This window comes from Elusimicrobia bacterium HGW-Elusimicrobia-1 (genome assembly GCA_002841695.1).
Taxonomy (GTDB): domain Bacteria; phylum Elusimicrobiota; class Endomicrobiia; order PHAN01; family PHAN01; genus PHAN01.
The window spans coordinates 53,759-77,159 of the sequence record PHAN01000011.1; the positions used below are offsets into that span (position 1 = coordinate 53,759).

Annotated in this window: 13 protein-coding genes and 2 riboswitches; of the genes, 12 read left to right on the top strand and 1 reads right to left on the bottom strand. The window is 54.2% G+C overall.

What is annotated here, in order from left to right:
• The first annotated feature begins 3 nt into the window (after positions 1-3).
• The 6 genes from CVU77_06680 to CVU77_06705 all read left to right on the top strand — a co-directional run bounded on the left by CVU77_06680 (position 4) and on the right by CVU77_06705 (position 6,919).
• The gene (locus CVU77_06680; protein ID PKN01155.1) at positions 4-1,161 is read left to right on the top strand and encodes a methionine adenosyltransferase; all 1,158 of its coding nucleotides are present in this window, start codon (positions 4-6) and stop codon (positions 1,159-1,161) included.
• A gap of 36 nt (positions 1,162-1,197) precedes the next feature.
• Positions 1,198-2,454: an adenosylhomocysteinase gene (locus tag CVU77_06685; GenBank protein PKN01156.1), complete on the top strand. Its 1,257-nt coding sequence runs from the start codon at positions 1,198-1,200 to the stop codon at positions 2,452-2,454.
• A 186-nt stretch (positions 2,455-2,640) separates the two neighbouring features.
• Entirely contained in the window at positions 2,641-4,230 is a 1,590-nt protein-coding gene (locus tag CVU77_06690; GenBank protein ID PKN01157.1) for a hypothetical protein, read from the top strand.
• 23 nt (positions 4,231-4,253) lie between these two features.
• Complete coding sequence (locus CVU77_06695) at positions 4,254-5,909, top strand: hypothetical protein (GenBank protein PKN01158.1); 1,656 nt, start codon at positions 4,254-4,256, stop codon at positions 5,907-5,909.
• A gap of 175 nt (positions 5,910-6,084) precedes the next feature.
• On the top strand, positions 6,085-6,474 hold the full coding sequence (locus tag CVU77_06700) for a hypothetical protein (protein ID PKN01159.1): 390 nt from the start codon (positions 6,085-6,087) through the stop codon (positions 6,472-6,474).
• A gap of 28 nt (positions 6,475-6,502) precedes the next feature.
• Positions 6,503-6,919, top strand: a complete 417-nt coding sequence (locus CVU77_06705; GenBank protein ID PKN01160.1) for a secondary thiamine-phosphate synthase enzyme — start codon at positions 6,503-6,505, stop codon at positions 6,917-6,919.
• On the opposite strand, the gene CVU77_06710 is transcribed toward CVU77_06705, so the two are convergent.
• Positions 6,906-7,325, bottom strand: coding sequence for an acyl-CoA thioesterase (locus CVU77_06710; GenBank protein PKN01161.1), 420 nt, complete (start codon positions 7,323-7,325; stop codon positions 6,906-6,908). The genes CVU77_06705 and CVU77_06710 overlap by 14 nt on opposite strands.
• A 75-nt stretch (positions 7,326-7,400) precedes the next feature.
• A riboswitch (cyclic di-GMP riboswitch) is annotated at positions 7,401-7,529 on the top strand.
• 171 nt (positions 7,530-7,700) lie between these two features.
• Positions 7,701-7,852: riboswitch (cyclic di-GMP riboswitch) on the top strand.
• 7 nt (positions 7,853-7,859) lie between these two features.
• Between CVU77_06710 and CVU77_06715 the strand changes: the two genes are divergently transcribed.
• The 6 genes from CVU77_06715 to CVU77_06740 are packed head-to-tail and all read left to right on the top strand — an operon-like array spanning position 7,860 to position 23,372.
• On the top strand, positions 7,860-8,336 hold the full coding sequence (locus tag CVU77_06715) for a hypothetical protein (protein ID PKN01162.1): 477 nt from the start codon (positions 7,860-7,862) through the stop codon (positions 8,334-8,336).
• Positions 8,337-8,374: 38 nt separating this feature from the next.
• Positions 8,375-9,997, top strand: coding sequence for a hypothetical protein (locus tag CVU77_06720; GenBank protein PKN01163.1), 1,623 nt, complete (start codon positions 8,375-8,377; stop codon positions 9,995-9,997).
• Between the two features lie 51 nt (positions 9,998-10,048).
• The gene (locus CVU77_06725; GenBank protein PKN01164.1) at positions 10,049-11,878 is read left to right on the top strand and encodes a hypothetical protein; all 1,830 of its coding nucleotides are present in this window, start codon (positions 10,049-10,051) and stop codon (positions 11,876-11,878) included.
• Between the two features lie 9 nt (positions 11,879-11,887).
• Entirely contained in the window at positions 11,888-16,528 is a 4,641-nt protein-coding gene (locus tag CVU77_06730) for a hypothetical protein (protein PKN01165.1), read from the top strand.
• Positions 16,529-16,543: 15 nt separating this feature from the next.
• Positions 16,544-19,687, top strand: a complete 3,144-nt coding sequence (locus CVU77_06735; protein ID PKN01166.1) for a hypothetical protein — start codon at positions 16,544-16,546, stop codon at positions 19,685-19,687.
• Between the two features lie 31 nt (positions 19,688-19,718).
• A complete protein-coding gene (locus CVU77_06740) occupies positions 19,719-23,372 on the top strand; it encodes a hypothetical protein (GenBank protein PKN01167.1) in 3,654 nt (1,217 codons plus the stop codon).
• The last annotated feature ends 29 nt before the right edge of the window (positions 23,373-23,401 follow it).

Sequence of the window (23,401 nt, forward strand, 5' to 3'; positions counted from 1 at the left end):
GTTATGAAAAAAAAGACATTTGTTTTCACTTCGGAGTCGGTGGGCGAAGGCCATCCCGACAAGGTTTGCGACCAGATTTCGGATTCCATATTGGATGCCATTCTCGCGGGCGACCCCGCGGGCCGCGTGGCGTGCGAAACGTTCATCACCAAGGGACTTGTCATTGTGGGCGGGGAAATTACCACCAAGACATTCGTGCACGTGCACAGTCTGGTGCGCGACATCGTCAAAAAGATAGGATATACCGACCCTAAATACGGTTTCGACTACAAAACCTGCGCCATATTAAACGCTATTCACTCTCAATCTCCCGACATATCTCAGGGCGTGGACACCGGCGGCGCCGGCGACCAGGGAACGATGTTCGGCTACGCTTGCCGCGAAACGCCGGAACTTATGCCTCTTCCGATAATGCTTGCGCACCGGCTTGTTAAAAAACTGGCCGATGTAAGACGCTCCGGCGAGCTTCCGTATCTGGGCCCCGATTGTAAATCACAGGTGTCCGTGGAATACGTCGACGGCAAGCCCGTCCGTGTCCGCGACGTCGTTATCGCCTGCCAGCATACCGCCGACGTTCTCGATAAGAGCGGCCGTAATATGCGCGACAGCGCCAAACAGGAAATTATTCGCAAGGTCGTAAAGAAAATAATTCCCGCGAAATATCTGACCTCCGCCACTAAATACCATATTAACGCCACCGGCAAGTTCGTCGTCGGCGGGCCTCAATCCGATACCGGTATGACGGGCAGAAAAATAGTCGTCGATACTTACGGCGGATGGGCGCCTCACGGCGGCGGAGCGTTTTCCGGCAAGGACCCGACGAAAGTCGACCGTTCCGCCACGTACATGGCACGCTACATAGCTAAAAACATTGTGGCCGCAGGAGCCGCCGTCGAGTGCATGACTCAGCTGGCCTACTGCATAGGCGAGGCGGAACCCGTTTCGGTGCTTGTGGATACACGGGGCACCGGCAAGGTTCCCGACGAGAAACTCTCGAAAATCGTGCGCGACATATTTCCTCTTACGCCCCGCGGAATCATATCGCATCTGAAACTGACCAAACCCGTTTATGTTAAAACGGCCGCTTACGGACATTTCGGCCGGTCGGGTTTCACGTGGGAGGCCACGGATAAAGTCGCGGCCATCCGCAAGGCGCTGTAAAAACAACCGAATAATATTACAAGGACGGACACACTCATGAAATTTCACGTAAAAGACATTAAACTTGCCGACGCCGGCCGCAAGAAAATAGAATGGGCCGAGCGCGATATGCCGGTTTTAAGAGCCATAAAGAAGCGTTTCTCGTCGGAAAAGCCGTTGAAGGGCGTGCGGATGGCGGCTTGCCTTCACGTTACCACCGAAACGGCCAATCTTATGATAACGCTCAAGGCCGGAGGCGCCGACGTGCGGCTTTGCGCCTCCAATCCGCTGTCTACCCAGGATGAAACGGCCGCCGCGCTCATAAAACATTACGGCATCTCGACGTACGCCATAAAAGGCGAAGACAACAAAACGTACTACAAGCACTTGAACGCTTCGCTCGATCACAGACCCCAAATAACGATGGACGACGGCGCCGATCTGGTTTCAACGATACATTCCAAAAGGCGCGAAACGCTCGACACCATAATCGGAGGAACGGAGGAGACGACTACCGGCGTTATCCGTCTGAGGGCAATGGCCGCCGACGGAGTTCTGCAATATCCCATAATCGCCGTCAACGACGCGCTGACGAAGCATCTTTTCGACAACCGTTACGGGACGGGGCAATCCACCATCGACGGAATACTCAGAGCCACGAACATGCTGCTGGCCGGCAGGACAGTCGTTGTGGCGGGCTACGGATGGTGCGGCAGAGGCGTGGCGATGCGCGCAAAGGGACTTGGCTCAAACGTCATCGTTACCGAAATAGACCCTCTTAAAGCAATCGAAGCCACAATGGACGGCTTTATGGTAATGCCCATGCTTAAAGCCGCCGAAGTCGGCGATTTGTTCATAACACTCACCGGCGACATAAACGTCGTCGACAAGGCGCATTTCGCCAGGATGAAAGACGGCGCCATCGTCTGCAATTCGGGACATTTTAACGTGGAGATAAACATCCCCGCCTTAAAGAAGATGTCCAAGACGTCGCGCGAAGCGCGTCCTTTCGTCGACGAATACGTTCTTTCCGGCAATAAAAAGATTTATATTCTGGCCGACGGACGTCTTATAAACCTGGCCGCGGCGGAAGGGCATCCCGCCTCAGTCATGGATATGTCTTTCGCCAATCAGGCGCTGGCCGCGGAATATATGGTCAAAAAGGGCGGCGATCTGAAAAAATCGGTATTTCCCGTCCCGCGCGACATCGACGAAAAAATCGCGGCTCTTAAACTGGCCGCGATGGGCATCAACATAGACCGCCTCACGCCCGAGCAGAAAAAGTATCTGTCCTCGTGGCAGGAAGGCACATAATAACCGCCGTAAATTTTAAGTTGAGGTTGTTGAAAAACGTCCCTTTCTCCCCGTGTGTCATTCCCGCGAAAGCGGGAATCCAGAGTTTCCGTCGTAGTATGGATTCCCGATAACAACATTCGGGAATGACGTAATAAGGGTTTTCGACCGAATCAAGTTCATAAACTTTTCGAGGGAGAGACGTGTATGACGAAATTCGCGCCCGTTTTTTTATTTTCAGTTTTAGCGAGTATCTCGGCTCCGGTACACGCCGGAAGTTTTAAGATACTGGGCTCCCGCCCCACGGCAATGGGCGGAGCGTTTGTCGCTGTGGCCGAGGGGGCGCTTGCGCCCTACTGGAATCCGGCCGGGCTCGCTTTTCAGAGGGGTTTCGGCGTGGAACTGCCGGTCGGCGCGAATATCGAGGCCACCGGCGGTGTTCTAAATTCCGCAAGAAAAATCTCCGATTCTGCCGCGTCCATATCCCGCCTTCAGGACGCGCAAAAATCCGGCGCTGCCGTCGGACTCGCCGACCTTGACACCTTCTCGCAGGCAATCATAAATCTCAAAGAAATGGAAGGCCCCGGCAAAGGGCTTGAAATCGACGCGGCCGGAGGCGCAAATTTCACAATAGGCCGATGGGCCGTAACCGTCAATAATTTCAGTTCGGTCGGAGTTGACCCCGTCATAGATTTAAGCGGCGTTTATCTGGGCTCCACGACCGTGACCGCCGCCCCCGCCCCTTCGCTTTTTAGGACTTCGTCGTCGGAAAGCTTTGACGGTATCGACCTTTCCAAAATAGCGGCCAGCACCGATGCGCCTTCGGGTCTTGAGACGGAGAGTTCTGACTTGTCGTTGTCCGTTCAGGCGCTCGCCGACGGAGCCGGGGTGAAACTGGGCAATTTGTCGGCGGCTCAAATAGCCAACGCCCTGATAAATATGGCAGTAGCCCAAAATATGTCGGCCGACGAGATACGCTCCGCCGTCGCTCAAATAGGCGCCGCTATGCCGATTTTGCTGAATCTTGCGGGTGGCAGGGCATTCAAAGAAAATAATTCAAATATTACCGTCAGAGGCGTGTCGCTTACGGAATTGGTCTTCAGCCATGGAAGGAAACTTCCGGAATTCGAAAAATTGCGTTTTCTTAAGGGCATTGCCGTCGGTGTCGGCGTAAAATACGTAATGGCCGACACAATGTACGCCCGACAATATTTCCTTAGGGAAGGCGATTCAACGAAGTTGAAGGACATCGGCGACATCGCTGGCCAAAACACTAAGCAGTCGTCGTCTCTTGCCCTGGATTTGGGTTTGTTGTGGCGCAGGGACGATATACTTTTTAAGCCCCGCGCCGGTCTTGTCGGCAAGAACGTCAATTCGCCCGTTTTCGCAATGCCGGATGCCGCCGTCTCCGACGGATATGCCGATTATAAACTGGATTCACAGTGGCGGTTCGGCGTAGCCGTAAAACCTAAGAATTTCTGGCTTGTCGCCTGTGACATTGACCTGACGGCCAACCATACGGAAGTGTCCGGCTACGATTCGCGAAATCTGTCTTTCGGCAACGAGATAAATATCGTTAATCGTCCCGCGTTTAATTTTGCTCTGCGCGCCGGATTGGTGCAAAATCTGGCTTTCAGCGGGGCCCCGATGACCTACACCGGCGGGTTCGGCCTGCGTCTATTCGGTTTCAATATGGATTTTGCCGGAGCCATGTCCGCCGATAAAGTCGCCGTCGGTGATAATCAGGAACTGCCGTCGCGGGCTATGGCATCCTTGGCGCTCTCGCTTAATTTCTAAAAAAATCCCCGCGTAACGATAACTTGAAAATCCCGTCCCATAAAGTAATTATTCCGCTGATAGCCGCCGCGCTATCGCTCTGCGTTTTTCAACAGCGCGCCTTTGCGCTCATACCCGCCGACGGCCGCCCGCGCCCGGGCCGCTTCCGCGACGGCGTTTCACGCAAACCCGATCCCGCAAAACTTCGCCGTATGGGCTACTCGGCTCCTGAAATCCGCCGCGCGATGGGAACCGAAGGCACAAAAAAAGTAGCCGTAATATTCGTTAATTTTCCGTCGGCGGACGGCACTACTTCAAGCTCCATCGACGGCACCCGTCAGATACAGGACCCCGCCAAGATAATGACCTACATCAGCAGTATGACACATTTCTACAAAGAGGCATCCTACGGCAAACTCAATCTTGTATTCACGACATATTCCGCCGTCACCGCCGACTACGGGATGTCCTACTATTCCGACGACAATGCCCATTTGCTTATCAAGGAAGCCATCATGGCCTCCGGCGCAAATGCCGCTACGCACGACGCCGTAATGATAGTCCACGCCGGTTACGGTCAGGAATCCACCGGAAAGTCCGGCGATATTTTTTCGGCGTTCTACCCGAGCGAATATTTTCCGATACCGGTAAACGGTTTCAGGGAAGGATTCGTGGTGCCGGAATTTCAGAAACCTCTGGCGTGGTCTCCTTTCGGAGTTTACGTCCACGAAATGGGGCATCAGCTGGGACTTCCTGATTTATACAGCACGGACAAACTGACGGGCGGCACGCGTATCGGAATCTGGTGTCTTATGGATTACGGGCCGTGGGGCGGCGACGGACACAAGCCGTCACATTTAAGCGCGTGGTGCAAAAATTACCTCGGCTGGCTGGAAGTATCGACCGCCGCTGCGGCGGGAGAATATGCGCTCAACACCGTCTCATCGTCATCGGGGATATTGAGAATTCCCATAGACGTCGCATCTGATCCCGACAACGAATATTTTTTGGTCGAATATCGCCGTCGTGACGATGCCGTCGCCGCATACGACAAAGATTTGCCGGCTTCGGGCATCCTGATTTGGCATATCAATGACACCGTCGGGTCAGTGCCCGTCAACGATGTGAATAATTATCCGGTTTTGCGGGTTGCTCTCGTGCCCGCCGACTCCACTTTACCGTCTTCAAATTACGGGGACGTTACCGACCCATGGCCGGGCTCTAAAATAACTTTTGCCGACCCCGACTCGCGCGCTTACAGCGGCGCGGCGTCGGGCATCGCCGCGGCAAATTTCAGGAATTACGCCTCATCGTCCGTATTTTCCGTCGACAAAATTGCCGTCTCGCCCGCGTTCGCGCTGTCGCGTCTGGTTAATTACCCCAACCCCGCAGGGAAAAATTTCTTCCATCCCCGCGGCGTCTTGACTACGATAAATTTCCGAACATCTCGGCCCGCTCGCAATATAAATCTTGCCATATATAATATAACCGGCGAGAAGATATTAAGCGTGCCGTCCTCGGCCGTAAGTATCCGCGTGGGCGGTTCGGGCATAGGCGCGTCTTCCGACGAGAACTGGGTTTACGAGTTCGACTGGAACGGCAAGGACTCCGGCGGCGCGGATGTGGCGCCCGGAGTTTATATTTACCGCCTCCGCGCCGACGGACAAATCAAAACGGGCAAGATGGTCGTTGAGAGATAAACGTAACAATTCGGTTACGATTTTGAGTTATACTCTTCGTGGTCATATGCTTAAGAATTGGTTCACAAAACACTGGAAAGATGCTATGAAACAAGCTTTGAGTACGGCAGGCAATGTCGCCGGGGATGAAGAATAGTTCTAAATATCGACGGAAAAAAAAGGGGGGGGGGGATTTATGGTTTTCGTTATTTGGGGCGTTACAATTTTGGCGGACTTTATCGGCACGGCAATGTTGGTGGGGGTTGTTTTTTTTGTATTATTCGGGCATGAAATAAAAACGACCTTCGATTTTAAGGCGTTTTTCGCGTTAATGTGCACCATAGCCATTTTTAACATTTATGATTTGCCGATTTTAAGGTCGTTAGACCTGATAATAGAAATCAACAACGAACAAGTGACGAGATTTTTGGGCGCGCATGGAAGAGCGAGGTTGAACTACTTAATCGGTGTTGAATGGCTCTCGCTCGTCAGATGGTTCTTTCAGTCGATTCTGGGATATTTTACGGGCAAAATGGTTTACTCAAAATTTCTCGCGCGGAGCATCCGCGCCGCAAAAGTGGTGTAAAAATCTTTTTACCTTCTGAGGAACACTTATGAAAACCTATCGCAAGACAATCACCGTCAACACTCCGACACGCCGGGCGTATCTGAATATCACTCCCGATGTCGAAAAAGCCGTACGCGAAAGCGGCGTCAAAGAAGGGCTTTGCCTGATAAATCCAATGCACATCACGGCGTCGGTTTTTATCAACGACGACGAATCCGGCCTGCACAAGGATTTTGAAATCTGGCTCGAAGACCTCGCGCCGTTCGACGCGAAAAAATACCGTCACAATCTGACCGGAGAGGACAACGCCGACGCTCACCTGAAAAGAACGATAATGGGAAGGGAATCCGTCGTGGCGGTTACGGAAGGAAAACTCGATTTTGGCCCGTGGGAGCAGATTTTTTACGCCGAGTTCGACGGGCGTCGTTCAAAGCGCATCCTGATTAAAATCATCGGCGAATAAATTGTGCCAGGGCTTCGGAAATCTCCCCGGGAATTCTGCGCGGTTTGAAATTCTCTCCCAGACACACCAGTTTTGTGGATCCTTCGACAAGCAGCCGTCCGGATTCTTTCAGTCGGACGGCATACCCGAACACCATATAAGCCCCGCCTGATTCTTCGATGTTCGCCTCGACCGACAGCATATCGCCCAGCTTCGCCGGCGCTTTGTAGTAAACCTTGGCGTCGGCAACGGCGAACTCAATTCTTGCTTTTTGCGCCCACTCGGCGGCATCAATGCCGGCCGCGCGAAGGAATTCGGTTCGAGCTCTTTCGAAATACCTCAGATAATTCGCGTAATAAACTACGCCGCCCGCGTCCGTGTCCTCATAGTAAACCCTGATGTCGACTTGAAATGTGTTCTTTTCCATACCGGAAATTATACAAATTTAGCCCCCTATAAAAAACCCTTGACTTTTTCCGGTTATTTGTGTATATGTATGACGCAGTCGAAAAGGCAAACCCCGGGAAACCGGGGGACGCAAAGCTACGGAGCTAAAGATAGGGGGCTATCAAACCGACGAGCGAAAGCGAGTCGGATCCCGAAAAATCGGGATGCTGGCCGGGCTGCCGAAGTGGTGATATCAGGTTCCAGCAGTTGCTCGAAGAAGTTGTAAAGTCGGAGCCGTTGCTCGAAGGTGTGTTTCATCAGGGCTTCGGCGGCAGATTCACCAAGTCCCCCTATCTTTAGCTACCGAGTCGCAAGGTTCGGTAGCTTTTTCATTTGTACCTTATCGTTTCAATTGTCCGATAAACGGCAAACCCCGGGAAACCGGGGGACGCAAAGCCGTTCCGCTCCGCGCGATGTTCCGCGGATCGGGACTCACCGACGATACGTTGGTGAACGGGCCTTCCTCCCCGCAGGATAATGCGGGGAAAAGGCGGCTGGGTTACCGAAGGCAATTATGAGAAACATAGAAAAAAGACACTATCGTCTTTCCTCGCGTATTTCAGGCGCGCGCGCGTATATATATAATACGCTCGCGGATGTTTGCTTTCTTGCCTGGTGCGCGGGGCTTGTTTTTTTAATGACCGTCGCCGAGGCAAACCAGTTTGCCCGCGCCGCAGTCGTCGCTGTAACGGTCGCTCCGGCCGGTGTGTCGCTGTTCAACTATCCCAACCCCTTCGATTCCCGCAAAACCGCAACCCGCATAATCATCAACAGACCCGCAGCTATCGTGGCTTCTTCGGCTTTCTCGGTTACGATTTATGACCTATTCGGCCTGCCTGTCAGAAGCTACGGCCGCGTGGAACGCGACGAAGTTGTCTGGGACGGCCGCGACGACGATGGCCGTTACGTGGCCAGGGGCGGATATATTTGCGTGGTGTCGACGGCGGAAGGCCGCATAGCGGCTTTAAGAAAAATAGGCGTGATACATTAAAGGCAGGGGCTAGGGTTTAGGGTCTAGGGTTCAGGAAAATGGGAAAAATAAAAATTAAATTATTGACAAAAATCGCCGGCAAAGTCGCAAAAACTTTGTTTGTGCCGCTTTTTGTCTTTTTCTATCCCCTATCCCCTATCCCCTGTCTTTTCGCCGCCGCCACCGGAGGTCAGCCGGGACAGTTTGTCGCATGGGGCGCCGGCGCGCGGTCGCTGGGCATGGGCAAGGCGTTTTTTGCCGTGGCCGACGATGCTTCGGCTACCTACTGGAACCCCGCGGCCATGACGCAACTTGACCGCAAAGAGATAATGGCTCTTCACGCCGCGTTGTTCGCCGAGACCAGTTTCAACTTTTTGTCCTACGTGCACCCGACGGCCAAATCCGGAGTTTTCGGCGGTAACATTACGCGGCTTCATTCGGGCGGCTTCGAGAAAATAGCCATAACCTTCGACGCCGCGCAGGAAGACATAATCAAAATCGAAAATCTTGGAACCTTCGACGATTCGCGTATGGCGTTTACGCTGGCTTACGGCAAAAAAATACAGGAAAATCTCTCCATAGGTTTGGCGGGCAAATACATAAGCCACTCTCTGGACACTTCGGTTTCGGGGGCATTTACCACCGACCTTACGATGTTTCTTGAAGGCCTAAACCATACGGTTCCTGGAATCAAACTGGGCTTTGGCGTCAATAATTTAATATCGAGTTCCTTTGGCGATACCGACGACATAATGCCTCTGGTATTTCGCATGGGCGCATCCCACAAGTTCCTCAAGGACAAACTTCTTCTTGCCTTCGACATTGATAAATCCATGGAAGCCAATCTCGGATGGCATATCGGCACGGAATATTATCTTATGAATTACCTGGCTATGCGTCTTGGTTTCGAGGGGGAAAGCGGAATCCGCGAGACGACGGCGGGTTTCGGCTTCAAATACAAAGATTACGGACTCGACTACGCCTTTGCGTTTCATGAACTGGGACTCTCTCAGAGGGTGTCGGGCTCATGGAGAATCGGCGATTCCGTAAGCGTAGGACGTTTCGCCGCCGTGGCTCGTTTGATGAAAGAAGCCGTGGAGTCCTACAGAAAAGGCGATTTGCTTCTGGCGTACAACCGGCTTGAGCGTCTGCTCGATATTGACCCCGCCAACAAGGACGCGCAGAATATGTCCCGCCGCCTGCAGGTCATAATAGGCCATATGGACACGGTAGTGGGCGATACCGAAGACGCCGTGGCGTCCAGAAAGGGCATAGTGGCTTATCTTGAAGGCGACGATTCCGGCGCCATAAATTCTTTCAGATACGCGTATTATAAAAAACCCGAAAATGTAAAACTTCTGGGACTCCTCAACAGAATAGAAAAAGAACTCGGCTTGCCCCCCACCGAGTCATACAAAGAAAGCATTGCCGGCTTTACCATAGTCGATCAGAAAGTGTTTGATTCGCGCCAGGCGATTATAGACGGCAAATACGACAAAGCGCTTATGCGCGCGCAGGAAATACTTAATCTTGAGCCCAACCACGTGACCGCTCTTGAAATAATGGGTTCGGCGTTCTTCATGATGGATCAGCCCGATAAAGCCAAAGAAGTATGGATGAAAGTGCTTGAAGTCGACCCGACCAATAAGGTCGTGCCGCAGTTCCTCAACCAGCTCAGATAAGGACGCATAATATAAGGTATATATATGACTTTTGAAAAACGGAGAAAAATTATGAAAAAATCCGACGTCTTCGCCGCCGCGCTGCGCGTAGCCGCCGCTCTGAGTGTTTTCGCGGCCGCATTTTCCGCCGCGACAGCCAAAGCGCAGGACGGCAGCAGCACCGAAGTCACTTTGATGGAACACAAACTCCGCTATGAGCGCGAAAAAACGGAATATCTCCAGAAGGACATTCTCGACAGAGTTCTTGGTCCCGACAAAGCCATTGTTGTGGTGGACGTGGAGTTCGGACTGGACACGGTGACCACGCGTTCCTTTGCCAAAGAGAGAAAGTCCGAACAGAAAAAAGATATCGGTCAGATAGAATATTTGCTGCCCGGCGTGCCGAATCCCAAAGCCGTTTCCGCCGGAGATCCCACCGGAGAGACGAAAGAGGAATCCGGCCAGCAGGAAAAAACCACGGTTGAAGTGAAAGTAGTCCTCAAAAGGCAGATAGTAACCGTCCTTCACGACGACAAAGTTCCGGCGGCGCGTCTTGAGACGGTAAAGGACGCCATTACGTCGGCTTTAAGAATCGATGCCCGAAGAGGCGACCGCATAGATTTCAAGGAGACCAAGTTCACAAGGGGTTTTCTGGATCAGATTCTTAAACCGCTTGTTCTGATTCCTCTGATACTCGCACTTCTTATCATCTACTTTCTATTCGTGCCTTTCGCGGGCTTCCTGAGGTCTTACGTCAGAACGCTCAAAGAAAAAGGCGGCACGGAAGTTACGGTTGATTCCAAGTTCGGAACCCCCGAAGGAGAGGGTGGAGCGGGCGGCGGTGATGGAACCGGCGCCTTGGGGGCCGCGGGCGCCGCCGCTTTAGAAGTGATTCAGGGGGAAAAGAAGTTCGAGCCGTTCATCTACATTACCGACGACAATCTTAAAAGAATGATATATTTGATAAGAAAAGAAACACCCAGGACAATAGCTCTTGTGATTAGTTACTTAAAGGCGGAGCACGTAAAAGAAGTTCTTTTGAGTTTGGAGCCCAGGACACAATCTGAGGTTGCCATTGAAATGGCCACAATCAGGCAGATGTCAAAAGATCAAGTAATGAAAATAGATACCGATATAAAAGAAAAAATAGATTTTCTTATCGGAGGGGTGGGTCCCCTGTTAAAAGTTTTGGATCAGGTTGACAAAGTTACAAGCGATAACATACTCGATTATCTACAAAATGAAAAACCGGATTTATATGATAAGGTCAGAAAGTTCATACTTAAGTTTGAGGATATAAAAAACTTCCCGGATCAAATGATGCAAGTAATACTAAACTGCCCGGATTTGAAAAATTCGGCGCTTCTGGCAAAGGCTCTTAAAGGGTCTCCGCAGGATGTGGTAAATAAGTTTTTTGCCAATATGTCGTCGAATGCCGTTCAGCTTGTTCAGGAAGAAATGCAGTACACACAGGCCGTAACGGAAATGCAGGTTGAAGAGGAAAGAAAAAAAATATTGGGAGTTGTCAGAAAACTCGAAGACGAGGGCAAGATATTCGTGCGCGAAAAACCCAATACCTCCGCCCTCGAGGGCGAAGAGGTTCTCTGCGACGATTCTTCGGGTTCCGAATCGGCCTCCGGCCCCGCCGCCGAATATTATCAGGCGGGAGTGGCGGCGCACGACGCGGGCAATTTCCAGGACGCCATAAGTTATCTTGAATACGCTCTGTCTCTCGACGATAAACTCACGGACGCGCACAATTATCTGGCTGCGGCGTACTATGCTTTGGGCAGATACGACGACGCTCTGGCCAGATACGAAATAGTCCTGAGCATAAATCCCGGCGACGGGGAACTCTCTTCGTTTGTCGAGCAGCTCAGAATGCAGGCATCCCGGAGGTAAACTACTACTATGTGGAAACGTTCGCAAAGCGATAAAACCCCAAAAGCAGGAACCGCGCCGGCGGCTTCATCTTCCCAGAATGCGTCCTCGTCGGATGCGTTGAGCCCCCGGGCAGAAGACGTCGGCGCGGAAGAACTTGCCAAAATTAAGGCGTCGGTGGAAGACCAGATAGCCAAAATCGAGCGGTTTATCGACGCCGAGAGAAAGGCCTATCAGGGGCGCGCCGAACATATGGAAGAGGAAAAAGCGCGCCTGAGTGCCCATATGGAGCTTACCGAAAACGATCTTTCCCGCAACTTGTCCGCCCAGAGCGAGACCATAAGTTCGATGCGCCGCAAATGGGGCGCCGACATATCGAATATGGAAGCCAAAATCTCGGCCGAGGAAAAAATATGGGAGAACAAGCTAAATGACCTGGCCGCCGGACTTGAGAATATGAAGTTGTCCTCCCGCGTTGAAGCGGAGGGCTCCCGTGCCGAGACCGATTCCGCGGTAATGTCGATAAAAAGTGAAATCCGGACGCTTGAGAGCCGCCTTGCGGAGTTGGTCGCCCGCCGTCGCGCGGAGGGTTCTTTGCGCGCGGCCGAGATTAAGAAGCGCCAAGAAGACATAGCCGCGATAAAGGCGCAGATCTCTCTTAAGGCCGGGCAGTTGCGTCTGGAAGAAGAAAGATTCGAATGCGAGCGCGCCGAACTCGACGAAAAATATCGCATCCGCGCCAAGGAACTCGAAGATAAACTCTCAAACTTGCGCGCCGAGTCGCAGAAAGCCGCGGCCGCCAAGCAGGACGAATTGCTGGCTTTTGAAACGGCCGTCAAGCAGCGGGGTATGCGTTTTGAGCAGGAAGCGGATTCCAGAAAGGCCTCGCTGGACGAGATGCGCCGCATTCTCGGAAGCCGCATTAAAGACATTGAGGCGGAAATGTCCGGGGAGAGCGGCCGTTGCGAGAGTGTGCTTAAAGAGCGCGAGGAAATTCTCGACAAAATAAAAGTCGAGCTTATGCTTTCTGATACCGCCGCCGATTCCGAGCGGCAGAACCGTCTCAACGAACTCTCGGAACTGAAAGCCCGCGCGGAAAGACAACTTGGCGAGCTGGCTAAAAAGTATGAGCAGGAGAAAAACGACTGGGACAAGAAACTCTCCGGCGCCGACCGCCGGATGGAAGCCGCCCGGATAGAGGCGCAGGTAAAGATGCGCGAGATGACGGCCGACCTTGACCGCGCCCGCGCCGATATAGAACGGGAGAAAAAGAAACTTTCCGCCCGCGTGCTTGAACTTGAGAACGAAATGATGGCGCGCAGGATAGATTACGAAAAATCCGTATCTGCCAAGAGCGCCGAGCTTGAAGAACTCAAAAACCGCCTTGCCTCCGAGCAGGAGCGTAAGGCGTCCGAATATCATATCCGTCTCGACGAATTATCGGCCAGAAAAAATCTCATAGAGAATGAGCTTGCCGCGGCAGCCGCGGCGCGACGGGAGTCCGTCAAAATATATGCGTCGCGCATAGAACAGAAAAATGCCGAAATGGCGGCTTTGCGATCGGAGCACGAGCGTGAATTGGCCGCCGCGTCGGCCGCGCTGGAACGCGAGAAAAACAGCATTAAAGAGGAACTGGCGCCCGTCAACGCCGAACTGTCGGCGGTTATGGCGCGCAAGGACGATCTTGATAAACGTCATGCCGCGTCGATGGCAGCGCTGGCGGAGCGGCAGGACGTCGCCGGGAAAGAGGCCGATGAGCGCATAAAAGAACTTTCCGCCGCGCACGCCGCGGAAACGGCTCGCATAAAATATGAAATAGAGCGCCTCGAAAACGAACTGAAACTGGCGTTGGACGAAAAATCCCGCATAGAGTCCGAGGCCGTAAACGCCCGTCGCGCGATAAGCGACGAGAAAATCGCGCTGGACGGAGAATTGGCCGAACTCAGGGAACGTTCGCGGCAGGAAATGGACCGCCTGAGCGCCTCCGCCGCCGAAGAAAAAGCGAAAATATCCTCCGACATAGAAAATCTTGAGCGCGATTCCGCCGATGCCGCCGCCGCTTATGCCGCGGAACTTGCGTCTGCCGAGGAAGCCGTTGCCGCCGCCCGCAAGGAATTGGAGATTAATTCCGCGGCCATATCGGCCAAACTTACCGAAGACCGCGCCGCGCTTGAGCGGCGCATATCCGCTTTGTCCGAAGAAGTCGCCGCCCGCCGCGAAGATATCAAAAAAATTAAATCGTCGGCGGAAGGACAGTTGTCGCAGCTCCGCGGGGAACTCGCCGATTCCAAGAAGGCGCTTGAGGCCGCCGTTGTCGCCGCCCGCGAGGATTATCGGGTACGGTCGGCGCAGTATGATTCCGATATAGACGTCATGAAGTCCCGCGCCGCAGATCTTGCCAGGCGTTTCTCCGAGCTTAAAAAAGAAACCGTGGATGCCAATTCCGACGCCGTCGCCACGGTTCGCCGTCTCAGGGAAGAGCTTGAAGGGTTGGAGCGCAAAAATGAGGCCGAGGCGACCCGCCTGCGCGGCGAATATGAGCGTGAAAACAGTATGCTTGCCGACGAGGTTGAAAAGATCGAGGCCGAGGCGGCCGCTCTTAAAATCGATCACGAAAATGCCATCGCCCGTCTCAGGGAAGAGTTGGAGAAAAACGAGACGCTCCGCGCCCAGAAAATTGCCGAGCGCAAGACGGCTTTGGACCGTCTTGATATCGAGCATAAACGTCTTTCCGAGCGTTACAATGCGCAGATAAATTCTTTTAAGGCCGATATGGCGGATTTGGAAGGGCGTCTTCCCGCCATCCTGACCGACAAAGAAAAACAAATTGCCGATCTCACCGCCAAACTCGCCGCCGCCGATGAGAGACACGCCGGCCAGAAAGAAAGTTACGTTTCCGCCCACGCACAGTTCGTCTCGCGCGCCGAGAGCCGGAGGGATACGCTTCGCAAGCGCATAGATAATCTTAAGGAAAAGCACGCCACGGAGCTTGCGGACGCCGCGTCCCGTCTCGCCGCCGCGCAGAATGAATTCGCTTCCAAAGAAAATGAGCTGCGGAACGCTTACGAACAGAAGGAAAGGATGTATAAGGCCGAGAACTCGCGCCTGGATAAAATCAGGGAAGAATTGGAGAAAACTCTCCGCGATCAGACCACGCGGGGCCGTGACGAAATCAAAGGGCTCGACAAAAAAATCTACGAACTTGAGGCGCAGCTTGCGCACCGCGAAAAAGCCAATCAGGAAGAAATCGCCCGCATTCTGGCGGATAACGAAAATGAGCAGAAGCGCTTATCCGAAGAGGCCTTGATGCTGCGCGGCAATATCGGAGACATAATGACCGCGGGCGCCGCTGCGGTGTCGGCTAAAAACGAGGAAATAACTTTTACGGCGTCGCGTCAAGCGGCTGCGCTGGAAAATCTTCTTGCCGAAATCAACGGAAAAGAAAATCAGTGGAAGGAAGCCAACAGCCGTTTGGAACAGAATGTGGCCGTCGTTAAGGAGGCCATAGAAAACCAGCGCGCCGATTGGGAAAAATTAAAAGAAGCCAAAGAAAAAGAACTTGCCGAACTCGGTTCCAAAATAGCAAATTGGGAATACGACGTCGAACAGTCGCGCGCGTCCGTGCGCAAAGAGCACGACCTTGCCGTAGCCCGTTTCCAAAAAGAAATAGCCGCAGCCGCCGCATCCGTCGACAGCGCCCGCAGGAGTTCCGAAAGCGCCATGGCGGCCAAGCAATCGGAGCTTAAAAAACTTGAGGACGATTACGCCGTCCGCCGTGACGCTGTCGAAGGCGAATGGCGGCGCGCGGAGAACGAGTTGCTCAAGGCGCGCGAAACTCTTCAGGCGGAACTTTCATCCAAAGAATCGGCTTACAGAGAAAACACCGCGGCCGCCGCCCGTGAAATCGCCGCGCTGGAGAAGGAAATCGAGGATAGAAAACTTAGGATTGCCCTCGCCGCTTCGGAGTTTGAGAGCATAAAGATAAATACGCAGCGCGAAAATAAAAGAACCCTTAAAAAATTGGAGTCGGAAGCCGCTTCGCTGCTTGAAAAATATGCGGCTTATAACGATGAGTCCGTCCGCGCGCTGGCCTCCTCCGAAGAAAAGATTGCGCTTTTGGCCAAACGTCTTGTGACTCGCGACGAGCGCATGCGCAACGAAATCGTAAAACGCCGCGAAGACGCGGAACGCTATCTTGCCGGGTTGCGCGACGAACTTGAAGAAGCCGCTTCGTCCGCGGTCGCGTCGGGAACTGCCGATGTCCGCAGGATAGAATCTTTGCGCGAGGAACTTGCGCTGCTTGAAACGGAATTTCTTAAGACAAAAGCCGCCGTGGAGGAAGAGCGTAATTCGGACAGGATGGCCGAGACGGAAGAGTCGCTGAAGGCCGTGGAAGAACTCGAAAAAATATTCGAGGATGAGCGCTCGCGGTTTGCCGAGCTTCTTGAAGCCAAGATGTCCAAGATAGACGAGCTTGAGCAGTCGCTGGGCGCCGCCTCCAATGACATTCTGGCCGAAAGCGCCCGCCGCAGAGCTTTTATGGACAATCTTAAAAGCCGCGGCGCGCGGCTTGCCTATAAATTGAGATATTTTTCCGGCGGTCTTGCGAATCGCGGCGACCGGCAGCAGGCCGCTTCGGATGACGACGGTAATGACGATAAAAACAAATAAACGGAGGACTCAAAAATGGAAGACAAGAAACCCAAACTACCGCCTCTTCCTCACAAGCCCCAGGGGCACGGACCCGCGCCCAAGCTGCCTTCTTCGCCGAAACCTGTTGCCGGCGCGCCCGCGCCCAGGTTGCCCGGCGCCCCCGGCTTGCCCGGCCGCCCTGCCGCCGCGCTTCCGTCCCGCGCGCCGTCGCAGGAAATCCCCGACGGAGCCGTCTCCGAGTTGCAAAAACAAATAATAGATCTTCAGACCCAGTTGCAGCAGGAGCGCGAGAAACTTCTTCTTCAGGCGATGAAATCGAAGGAAGAAGAATCCATGGCCACCAAGGTCGAGGATTCCATACGCGACATACAGGAACGCATCCGCCGCGAAAAACGCGACCAGGAAACCGAGGAGATGCGCCGCAAACTTGAGGCCAAAATAAACGAACTCGAGGACCGCCTCGCGCAGGAAAGAGAGACGTGGGTGCAGACGCTCAAAACCCAGATGCTTCAGCGCGACGAACACGAGGGGGAAGCCGAGGAGCAGTTTACCCTTAAACTCCGCGATTTGGAGCGCAGATGGCACGAAGAAAAACTTTCAATGTCTTCCGCCGTCAAATCCAGGGAAGATGAAATCGCGCGTATTAAAAACGAGTTTGAAAAAAATATCTTTTCCCAGAAAGACGACTTTGAAAAACGGCTCTCGCAAGTGGAAACCGAGCGCGACGCCGTATTGCGCGACCTCAGGGAAATATCCGCCAAGGCGCAGGAAGAAAAAAATATTATGTCGAAGCAGCTCGACGAGCGCGACAGGGAGTTTCTGGGCGTGAAGGCCCAGGTCGCCATGACCTCGGTTCAGCTTCGCGAAGAAAAACAGAAAGCCGAAAAACTCACCCAGATAATCGACCGCCTTCGCGCCGAAAAGGGGCAGGCGGTTCACACGTTCGAGAACAAAGAAAAAGAGTTTTTCCTTCTTAAGACACATTTTGCCCTTTATCAGGGTAAGATGAAAAACGAGCAGGATAAACTCCTTAAAGAAATACTCTTTCACAAAGAGCGTTTTGAAAAAGTGGCGCATGATTCGGAAATACTGGCAAGTACCCGCGACGAGGAAGTCCGCTCGCTTCGCGCCGCGTGGTCGGATAAAGAGAAAGATCTTAAAAACTCTCTGGACAAAAAAGAGGCCGAAATCTCGGCGCTGCGCGTTTCCTACGAGGAAAAGACGAAAACCGCCGCCGCCGAATTCGACGGCAAACTGGCCGCCGCCTCCGCCGAAGGGGAGGCCGCGGAGGCCGCGCTGTCGTCGCGGCTCAAGGAAACGGAACGCGCCGCGCAGGAACGGGTGTCCGTCATAGAACGCGACGCCGACCGCCGCGTCGCCGCCGTCGAAAAAGAAGTCGTGTCCGCCCGCGAAAAAATAAGAGAACTCGAAAACGCTCTGTCCCGCTCCGGCCACGAGAAGGATATAGTCGCGCGCGACATGGCCTCCGCCCGCGCCGAGACGGCTTCCGCCGTAATGGCGCGCGACGCCGCGATGGCCGAGATATCGGCGCTTCGCGCCGAGCTGGAAAAATCAAGGACTCTTGCCGGCGAACTCAAAAGAGAAGGCGAGCTCGCCCGCCGCGACGCCGAAGACCGCATCAGAGAGGCCGTCGTTGTTCACTCGTCGGAAAAATCCGAACTCTTGAGGGCTCACGATGCCGCCCTGTCTTCCGAGCGTCAGGCGCATTCGTCCGAGGCGTCGGCGCTTAAAGAGAAACAGGCCGAAGCCGTCAAGTCCATGGAATCCAAACTTGCCGAAACCGAGCGCGTTTGGGCTCAGAGATACGCCGATGCAGAGCGGGCTTTCGCCGAAAAATACGCCGCGCTTGAGCGCGAGTGGTCGGAAAAACTCTCAGCCGCCGTTCGCGACGACGGTGACAAGCTGCGCGCCGAACAGGCGCTGGCTTCCGAAAAACTTGCCGTCGCCGAGCGCGCCTCCTCGGAAAAACTTTCGTTCGTCACGCGCGACTACGAAGAAAAACTCAGACATCTGCGCGAAGCCGTGGCTTCCGCCAAGCTGGAATCCAAGGAACACTCGGCTAAAATAGCCGCGCTTGAAACGGAGAGCAAATCCGCCAACGCAGCGCTTAATGCGGTTCGCGTAGAAAACGCCCGCCTCGCCGAAGACGCCAAAACTTCCTTGGCCCGCGTGGCCGTCCTCGAGCGCGAACTCGCCGAGCGCGACGCCCGTATGCTGGCTTTCGAGTCGGAGCGTCGACTGGCCGAAGCCGAAATCAGACGCTCCGCCGAGGGCGAAGCGAAGTCGGAGCTTGAGCGCGTCCGCAAGGAATCCGAAGACGCCCGCCGTCATTACGAACAGGTGATGAACCGCTGGTACGAAGAGAGAGACAGAATGCGCGCCGAAGTCCTCTCCCGCGACGGCGAGATAGAAAAGGTCAAAATCGACCACACCCGCAAGGAAATGGAATTGCGCTCGGATATGGAAGCCAAATACCGCTCGATGATAGACGGTCTCAAAAAAGAGCGGGAGAATCTCGCCGATACGCTTAACTCGGACATCTCGGATCTCAAAGACGAGATGAACCGGTCGCTTAAAATCTCGCGCGAAGAACTTTCCGACAAAGAAAAGGAACTCGCGGCCCGTCTGGCGCTGGTGGCGGAGCGCGATAACAGAATAAAGGAATTGGAAAAAAACATCGTCGCGATCAATGCCGATAACCGCGCCCGTCTTGAAAAAGCCGAGGAAGAGAAAAACCGTCTTGATGTCGAACTCCGGGCGTTGCGCGATTCGTATACGGCGACGGCCCGCCGGTCGGATGACGCCGCGCGCACCGCCGATACCCGCGAATCCGTCGAGATAAAGAGAACCGTCGACGAAATCGCCGCCCGTTACAGAATACTGGAAAACGACGCGGCCATCAAAGACGCGGAAATCGCCAACCTTAAAAAGATCATCTCCGAGAATGTGGCGGCCCGCTCTGAGGCCGGTGAGGGTCATGTTCTCGCGCCCCGGCCCGAGGTTGTCAGCGCGGACAATCCTCCCGCTCCCGCCGCCGCCGACGGGAAACTTTCGGACCGCCGCGACTCAGGAGCCATCAGAAGTTTTTGGGATAATCTCAACCGGCCGGTCATCGAGATAGGCAAAAAGAGCCGTCGCGACCAGCGCGCTCATTGACAATGGAAACTTTTCAACGCGAGTAACGCCAATGATGAAAGCCGCAATATCCGACGGATACCGTAATCCCCGCCGCGTTAAATCGGCGCTGCGGGCGATAGCCGCCTCGGCGCTGCTTTTTGTCTCCGCCGGTCTTGCGGCCGCGCCCGACGCGGTCACGGACATCGCGGCGGAGGCGTCGGGATTTCGTCACGTCACATTGACATGGACGGCTCCGTATGACGCCGCCGCGTCCACTACGCCCGCTTATTACGAAATACGCGTTTCGAGTTACAGAGTCATCGTTGTCGAAGGCGATTGGCAGAATAACTCCACATCGCAGGGATTCCCGTACCGTGTTCAGTTTGCCACTTCCACAACGCAAGGTTTTACCGAAAGGTTCAACGTATCGGGTCTTGTCAACGGACATACGTATTTTTTCGCCGTAAAATCATCCACCGACGGAGTCGGCTGGTCGACCGTTGACACCGCAAGTCCCGAACCACAGAGCGCCCCGCAGAACAGCGCGCCCGGCAACGTTTCCGGCTACAACTACATCAGTCCGGCACAGGTCGTTTTCACGTCGGCTCCGACGTTAAGCTGGGGGAGCGTGACGAATGCCGGCTCGGCTCTTCGCGACAATAATTTCGGCGATTACGTTGCGAGTTACACCCTGTGGTACTCGACGATGTCGGATTTTTTCGTCAAGTCCGTGGTCGAAAATATCACGCAGACATCTTTCGGAACGCCGCCGCTTTCCGAAAATACCACTTATTACTGGGGAGTTTTTGCGAAGGACTCCGAAGGACTTCTTTCCACCACTATTGTGCAGAATCCCAGATTCATAGTCAACGCTTCGTCCGAGGCGCCCTCCGCTCCGAATCTGATTTCTCCCGACGATAATTACATAGAGACGGCCGACAAACAGCCGGTATTTTCATGGCAGGCGTCTTCCGACCCCGACCCGGGCGACTCCGTTGTTTATGATTTTTACATATCCACCGTTTCGAATTTCGACGCCTTGATCACGACGACGGCGTCGTCGGTGGCAACCACATTTTGGGCTCCGTGGTGGGAACTTACGGAAAACGCCGGATACTTCTGGAAAGTCCGCTCGCGCGACACGTCGGGGCTTCAGGCGTTTTCGGCGACGCGGTATCTGATGATAAATACAGTCAACGAATCTCCGGGCGCTTTTGATCAGTATTATCCCGTCGGTGGCGTCACGATATTTACGTCGTCGCCGACGCTCTCATGGAATACCGCCGTAGATCCCGATCCCGCCGACACATTGACTTACGACGTAATATATTCTTCTTTCGATCCCGCGTTGAGCGGTTTTCCGCAGATACTCGGTGTGGCGGCCACGTTCTATACAGTGGATGGACTCGTTGAGAACGCCGTCTACCGGTGGCGCGCCATCGCCCGCGATGCCGGAGGATTGTCGTCGACGGGTATTAGTATTTCAAGTTTCACCGTCGACGAATTTAATGCGCCGCCTCAGCCGTTTGATCTGTTGTTCTCGTCGGGAATAGTCAAGTCGGACACGCCCGATTTCAAGTGGGCTCCGGCGGTCGATCCGGACGGAGGCGAAGTCAGTTACTCGATTTTCATATCTACACGCCAGGATTTTATTTCTTGCATTTCTTCGACGGGGCTTTCTTCGGTTTTTTATCAGCCGCCGTCGGGAATGCTGGCGGAAAACACGACATATTGGTGGTACGTGATCGCGGCTGATCCCCTGAACCTTTTGACATATTCGTCCACGTGGTATGTCGTCATAGACGCAATCGACGAAAACCCCGCCGCCTTTTCTTTGCTGTCGCCGACGGACGGCTCGCATGAATCGGATTTGAGGCCCGTCCTCCGATGGGCATCGACGACGGATCCCGATCCTCAGGATTCGATAGCGCACTATTCGCTGGAATATTCGACGTCTCCCGCGTTTTTACCGACTGCGACGGTAAGTCCCCTGAACGCCACATATTACGCATTCGCGTCCGATCTCGACAATAATACCACTTACTACTGGCGCGTAACGGCCGTCGCTGCTATTACGGGGGAAACCACGACCGCTTCCCGCAGTTTTGTCACTCTTAATCTGCCGCCGTCGTCGTTTTCCCTGATATATCCGACGGGAACCATATCGGCGGCTTCGCCGGTGTTCGGCTGGACCGGCTCCGCCGACCCGCAGGGAGAAAACGTCTTCTACGATCTCTATTTATCGACGGTTTCTTCGTTCGACGTTTATACGTCCACCCTCGGATTGACGACGACTTTTTACGTCTCGCCGCAGTTGACGGAAAACGCCGGTTACTGGTGGAAAGTTACCGCCAGAAACGACACGGGAAGCATGAAAAATTCCGCGATAGTTCATTTCGCGGTCAACGCCGAGGCGGAATACCCGACGGCGTTTTCGCTATTGTCGCCGGTCGAAGGTTCCATCGTCGTAACGCTGAATCCTCTTCTTGAATGGCAGGCATCCGTCGACCCCGACCCTCTCGGCTCGGTCGTTTACATTCTCCTATATTCGCCAAACGACGAAAATTTCTCTTCGCCCGTCGAGGTCTCCGGCCTTAGCGCGACGCAATACCGGATTCCCTTAGATTCGCTTCTTGAGGCCGACGCCACGTATTACTGGCGCGTAGTCGCCCGCGATCCAACCGGTCTTGAAACATCATCGCCCGACGGAAGTTTCAGGACGGTGCCTTCCGCCCGTCCGCTTGCGCCTTCCGGCTTTGACGCTCAGTATGACGCCGCTTCCCGCACGGCGGTTTTGTCGTGGGCGGCGCCGGAGTTTAACGCCGACGGCACGGCGGTCGGCAACCTTCTTTCTTATCTGATTTATCAGGCGCACGATTACGACGGAGTTTATGAGGTCGCCGCGACTACGGCGGTGCCGTCTTCCGAGCATACTTTAACGGTGACGGGCGCGGTTTCCGGCGCATATTTTCTGGTAAGAGCCGTCAATTCGGCCGGTGTCCGCGGCGAGGCGTCCAATGTGGTGCGCGTAGGCGCGGACATCGCGGTGTTGTGGCGCGATTCGTCGGGCGAAATCCGGATTGAAGGCGACAGAATAAATCTTCCGCCCTCGCTGACTGTCGTTATCGACGAAGACGACCTGCCGCCGGACGATTCAAAGACATTGCGGGCGTTTCGCGTGGCGGCGCGGTCTTCCGACGGCGCCACCCTCGCCTCGTTCGCGTCTCCGGTTTTTGTAACGATAAAACTTCCGGCCGCTTCCGGAACTCCGCCTGCGGCTCCGTCGAAAGCCGCCTCGGCCGAAGTTCCGACGGCGTCGATATACTGGTTCAACGCAATAGAGTGGGTATCGCTGGGCGGTTCCGTCGACGGCGGATTCATTAAGGCCAAGGCCGTCGCGCCGGGCAGTTTCAGGTTGCGTTCCGTAAAGCGTTCGCCGGGTTTTAGAATTCTTAATATGTGGCCCAAAGTCATTACTCCCAACGGCGACGGCGTTAACGACGAATTTAACATAACTTTTGAAAATCCTCTGTCGGAAAAAGCCGAAGGAGCCATATTCGATTTGACCGGTTTCAATGTGGGCGCAATGACTTCAAAAACGGATTCATGGGCGTACTGGGACGGCAAAAACCGCTCCGGCGCGGCGCTGCCCGCCGGTATTTACATTTATCAGATTAAAGTCGGCTCGTCGGTTAAAAATGGAACCGTGGTCGTGGCAAGATGAAAAAGACAGGGTATAGGGGTTAGGGCCTA